The sequence below is a fragment of the Microcystis aeruginosa LEGE 91341 genome (assembly GCF_015206885.1).
Taxonomy (GTDB): Bacteria; Cyanobacteriota; Cyanobacteriia; order Cyanobacteriales; family Microcystaceae; genus Microcystis; species Microcystis aeruginosa_H.
On record NZ_JADEXY010000198.1, the window covers coordinates 1 to 5,319 of the forward strand.

General features: G+C 43.7%; 4 protein-coding genes and 1 pseudogene. 3 read left to right on the forward strand and 2 right to left on the reverse strand.

The window, feature by feature from the left end; genetic code table 11:
* Positions 1–646: pseudogene (locus tag IQ234_RS19650) on the reverse strand (hybrid sensor histidine kinase/response regulator); the annotation flags it as partial.
* Between the two features lie 278 nt (positions 647–924).
* Here IQ234_RS19650 and IQ234_RS19655 point away from each other — a divergent pair.
* From IQ234_RS19655 to kaiC, 3 genes are all read left to right on the forward strand, one after another.
* Complete coding sequence (locus IQ234_RS19655; protein WP_193958320.1) at positions 925–1,854, forward strand: circadian clock protein KaiA; 930 nt, start codon at positions 925–927, stop codon at positions 1,852–1,854.
* A 56-nt stretch (positions 1,855–1,910) separates the two neighbouring features.
* Complete coding sequence (gene kaiB / locus IQ234_RS19660; protein WP_002733742.1) at positions 1,911–2,225, forward strand: circadian clock protein KaiB; 315 nt, start codon at positions 1,911–1,913, stop codon at positions 2,223–2,225.
* A 193-nt stretch (positions 2,226–2,418) separates the two neighbouring features.
* Positions 2,419–3,981, forward strand: a complete 1,563-nt coding sequence (gene kaiC, locus IQ234_RS19665; RefSeq protein ID WP_002775266.1) for a circadian clock protein KaiC — start codon at positions 2,419–2,421, stop codon at positions 3,979–3,981.
* A gap of 21 nt (positions 3,982–4,002) precedes the next feature.
* On the opposite strand, the gene IQ234_RS19670 is transcribed toward kaiC, so the two are convergent.
* Complete coding sequence (locus tag IQ234_RS19670; protein ID WP_069473935.1) at positions 4,003–4,998, reverse strand: lysylphosphatidylglycerol synthase transmembrane domain-containing protein; 996 nt, start codon at positions 4,996–4,998, stop codon at positions 4,003–4,005.
* Between the last annotated feature and the right edge of the window lie 321 nt (positions 4,999–5,319).

Below are 5,319 nucleotides of genomic sequence, written 5' to 3' on the forward strand. Positions count from 1 at the left end.
ATGGGAGGGTTAAGGGGTCATTAACTAAAGCCAAGGCAGAGTTATCGATATTAGCGGGGAAAGCTGCCCCAATTTGTTGACACCAAGCCTGATTTTGGTATAAAATCCCTGCTTCTGGACTGTAAAGCAGCAGCGGCAGCGGTAATTGTTCCAGAAATTCCAGAGGACGATCGCTGCGGGGGGGGAAATTGCGATCGCTGATGCGGAGCTGCGGGGGCGGATCATCGAGAATCGAGCGCCCGAGACAAAATTGCAGAAGTTTGCCCGTGTCTAAGCGTCCTAACAGTTTGCCCTGAGCATCGACTAAAATAGGGGCTTTTGCGATCGCTTCTCCCGTCAGGGTGGCTAGAAACTCACTCACGGCCATGCGCGAGTTAAGAGGGATAATTGGACGCAGCCAACCGCTTAGATCGAGACGGTTGCAGGAGGAGTTTCTGGTTTCGGAGTGCTGTTGTTGATAGAGGAGGTAAGCGATCAGGGCTTGACTCTCAATCAGTCCTAGGGGACAATACCGCTCATCCACCACCACGATCGCTTCTGGATTGCCCGTGTTAATTAAATCGCAAAGACTGGCCCTGTCGATAATTAATTCACAGGTAGTGACAGATTGATTAAAGTGATGGAGACTGAGGGTAACGCTAGGCATGGGGATAATTGGGGAGGGCGGTGGCGGTAACTTTAGGGCATAATTAACAAACTGATGGCCAAACTATTAGTCGTCCTAGAACTTGAATTTACCTTGATTATGACGCTCGCTCATCTAGAGAACCGCTCCATTGATTACAATTAACTACGATACCTACTGCCAAAAAGCAAAGTTAACTTTAACTTCCTTTAGCTGATGGCGGGGGGGGTTGTCTTCTCAACAGAGAAAGCCTAACCTATTGTTTGTCAATTTCTATCTACCTTGCGGGTGAGAAAACGTTGCCTCCGAGACTGACTATTTATGCTTTTGTCCCAACGGACTCACCCTTAACGGGGGTGAGTTCACCTCTCGGGCTGGTTAATTCTTTGACGGCTTTATTGGCTAATGAACGCTATAATCTAACCCTGGGGTCCTCTTCTAGCGAATTACTGGCTAATATCGAGGCAGAGAAGGAAAAAATCGATTGTTTGGTGGTGGTCTCTCATCCTTCCCTACAGCCGACTTTTAATCAACTCTACGAAGCGGGGATTTTACTGCCCGTAGTGATCATTGTCGCTGACAAAAACATCACTGCCGGAACGAATGACTCTCCCACCTCTCTCTATCATAGTGCCGAATTACAAATCACCGTCAAGGAATTAGACAGCATCACCGCCGTCATCGACCAAGCGATCGCTAGATTTCTCCATTTAGCTCCTAACTGCTCTTTTTCTGAGCGGACTACGATTGTTAATCAACCAAATCCCGTGGCCAATAATCACAGTTTTCTCCTCCTACAACAGCGCCGTTTAGCAGAAAAATTAAAAGAAAGACTCGGCTATTTAGGTGTTTACTACAAACGCAACCCGCAGCTATTCTATCGCAATCTTGCCCCAGAGGAAAAAAACGAATTAATGCGGGAATTCAGAAGAGATTATCGGGAGATTATTTTAAATTACTTCCAACAGGATTATCCGATCAATCAAGCGATCGATGAGTTGGTTAATAATGTTTTTTTTACCGATCTCTCAGTGTCGCAAATTCTGGAAATTCACATGGAGTTAATGGATGAATTTTCCCAACAGTTAAAATTAGAAGGCAGAAGTGAGGAAATTCTCCTAGATTATCGTCTCGCTCTCATTGATATCCTTGCTCACTTGGGGGAAATGTATCGTCGTTCCATACCTCGCGAAGATATCCCTTATGATTTATTATTGGGAATAGACTAAAATCTCCCAGAAAAATAGCGATGAACTCGTATCCCCAGCCCCTTTGATCTTAACCTATGAGCGTCTTTAAAAAAACCTATGTTTTAAAACTGTACGTCGCCGGGAACACCCCCAACTCCGTGCGAGCCTTAAAAACCCTGAAAAATATCCTAGAAGAGGAATTTCAGGGAGTGTATGCTCTCAAGGTGATTGACGTACTGAAAAACCCGCAACTAGCGGAGGAAGACAAGATTCTCGCTACTCCTACCCTTGCGAAAGTCCTCCCTCCCCCAGTGCGAAAAATTATCGGTGATTTGTCCGATCGAGAGAAGGTTCTGATCGGTTTAGACTTACTATACGAGGAAATTCGTGAACGAGAAAATGATAGCTAGGTCTTCGGCCATAGTTGATTAGACGGGTTATATTTATTGAAGAAGAAATGATCGGGGCGTAATCTAGTACCTCTAGGAGAAAGTCAAGAGTCAATGGAAATCGAGATGGTGTAAAGTGTCTAGTCAGGCTTGATATGTTTCTGTGGAAAAATTAGATAAAAATCCTACTCTTTAAATATTCGCTGGATAAATAATGACTCAATCTAACTCTAATAGCCAATCAAATCCACCGATTAAACCCAAAGGTGTTCGCAAAATTAGAACCCTAATTGAAGGTTTTGATGAGATCACTCACGGTGGTTTACCCATGGGGCGAACTACCTTAGTTAGTGGCACTTCTGGCACGGGAAAAACCCTGCTTGCTGTGCAGTTTCTCTACCACGGGATCAAGTATTTTGACTATCCAGGCCTGTTTGTTACTTTTGAAGAATCTCCCACCGATATCATTCAAAATGCCTATAGTTTTGGTTGGGATCTAGAAGAATTAATTGACCAGGGTAAATTATTTATTCTCGATGCTTCCCCGGATCCGGAAGGTCAAGAGGTGGTGGGTAGTTTTGATCTTTCGGCCCTAATCGAGCGCATTCAATACGCAATTACCAAATATAAAGCCAAACTGGTATCAATTGACTCTGTAACTGCTGTTTTTCAGCAGTACGAAGCGGCATCAGTGGTGCGGCGAGAAATTTTTCGGCTCGTGGCCCGGTTAAAATTATTAGAAGTGACTTCAATTATGACCACGGAACGTATCGAAGAATACGGAGCGGTGGCCCGTTTTGGTGTAGAGGAATTTGTCTCTGATAATGTGGTAATTATGCGGAACGTCCTAGAGGGAGAAAGGCGACGCAGAACCGCAGAAATCCTCAAATTACGGGGAACAACCCACATGAAGGGCGAATATCCCTTTACTATCACCAATGATGGCATTAATATCTTCCCCCTCGGTGCGATGCGTTTAACTCAGCGCTCTTCTAATGTCCGCATTTCCTCGGGAGTAAAAACCCTTGATGATATGTGTGGAGGCGGTTTTTTCAAGGATTCGATTATTTTGGCTACAGGAGCAACAGGTACGGGTAAAACTCTCTTAGTCAGTAAATTTCTGGAAGAAGGCTGTAGGCGTGGTGAGCGGGCGATTTTGTTCGCTTATGAAGAATCTCGCGCTCAATTGTCCCGAAATGCCTCTTCTTGGGGGATCGATTTTGAGGAAATGGAACGCAAGGGATTATTAAAATTATTGTGTTCTTACCCCGAATCGGCGGGATTAGAAGACCATTTACAGATGATTAAGTCGGAAATCTCGGAATTTAAACCCTCTCGTATTGCCATCGATTCTCTATCGGCGCTCGCGCGGGGGGTGACAAATAATGCTTTTCGGCAATTTGTGATCGGGGTGACAGGATACGCCAAACAGGAGGAAATTACGGGATTTTTCACCAATACCACCGACCAATTTATGGGAGCGCACTCGATCACCGAATCTCATATTTCTACGATTACCGACACGATTTTAATGTTGCAGTATGTGGAAATTCGCGGCGAAATGTCGCGAGCGATTAACGTCTTTAAGATGCGCGGTTCTTGGCACGATAAAGGGATTCGTGAATATACTATCAGTCAGGACGGGGCGGATATCAAGGATTCTTTCCGCAATTACGAGCGGATTATTAGTGGTTCCCCGACTAAAATTAGCGTCGATGAAAAGAGTGAATTATCGCGGATTGTTCGCAATGTGCGCGAAAAGTTACAGGATGAATAATCGGGAGTTGACTGATGGAGATTATTTTGAAGAGCGATCGGGTAAAGTCGGTCTTAGGGAAAATAACCACCAGATCAATAAACCTAATATAATCCAGAGAATATCTTTAACCCGGCGAATTACAGAAATCGCTAAACCTAATTCTAGACTGCCGGTTAAGGAAGCACCCAGCAGCACTAAAGAACCTTCTAAAGTACCGATATTAGCGGGAATAAAAAAGGTTCCAGCGCGCACTAATTGGGCAACGGAATCAAATAGCCAAGCATCGGCAAAACTGATCGGATGTTGGAGAAACTGCATTAAAACATAAATTTCTAAAACTCCGAGGGGCCAATTGAGAAAACCGACGATCAAGCCATTTCTAAATAGGGGCAGATTCCGGTAAAATTCTCCTAAACGATCATCGACACTGCGAAGATTTTCTAAAGGTTTGGCTAGGCGATCGCCTAAAAAAGAATGACCTAATCGATTAACTATTCGGGAAGATAAACGGAATCGCTGAATCAAGAAAAATATCAGGATACAACTGGAGAATATAGCGAGACTTAATCCAGTAAAAGTTTTAAAAGAATTGGAGAATTTTGGGGAAGCTAGGAGCAGAAAAAAACCGATAATTGCAAAGAAAACAAGGGAAGCAGTATTTAATGTCTTGGTCAAAATAATCGAGGCACTGGTTTCTTTATAGCTAATCTGATAGTGAGTTTTTAACATCACTGCTTTAAAACCTTCTCCTCCCAACGAAGCGAAGGGAGTGACGCGGTTAAAGGCTGCCCCTACCATGTAAATTAATAATAGGCGAATTGTCCATCGAGGTTGGATAGGAATACTTTTAAAAGTTAGTTGCCAAGTAAAAACATCGGTGAGGAATTCTAGGAAGTAAAAAATAATTACTAATGTCATTCCCCACCAACCGACTAGGGTGATTTGTTGCCAAACTTCTTGCAGATTTGTTTGGCGCAAAATTACCCCTAGTAAAACAAAACCTAAACCCAGAAAGATAAATTTAAGATATTTCATATTAAATTATGAATTATGAATTGTGAATTATGAATTATGAATTGGGAATTATGAATTGTAAATTGTGACTGATAATTGATGACTGATAAGTAGGGAGGCACAATTATTTGTCGGATGGGTTAGCGGTAGCGTAATCCATGCGGGCGTTGGGTTTCATGCTTCAACCGTTCGGCAAAAGCTCACGGCCGAAGCCCAACCTTGTATATTGAGAGAGGTGGTAGACCGTCCCAACCTTGGTCGGAAAAGACCGCTTCGTAGCAAGGGTCACCACCATAATCTCCCTGACAAAACTCGAACAGTCGCCGGGGTCGTGGCGAAAAC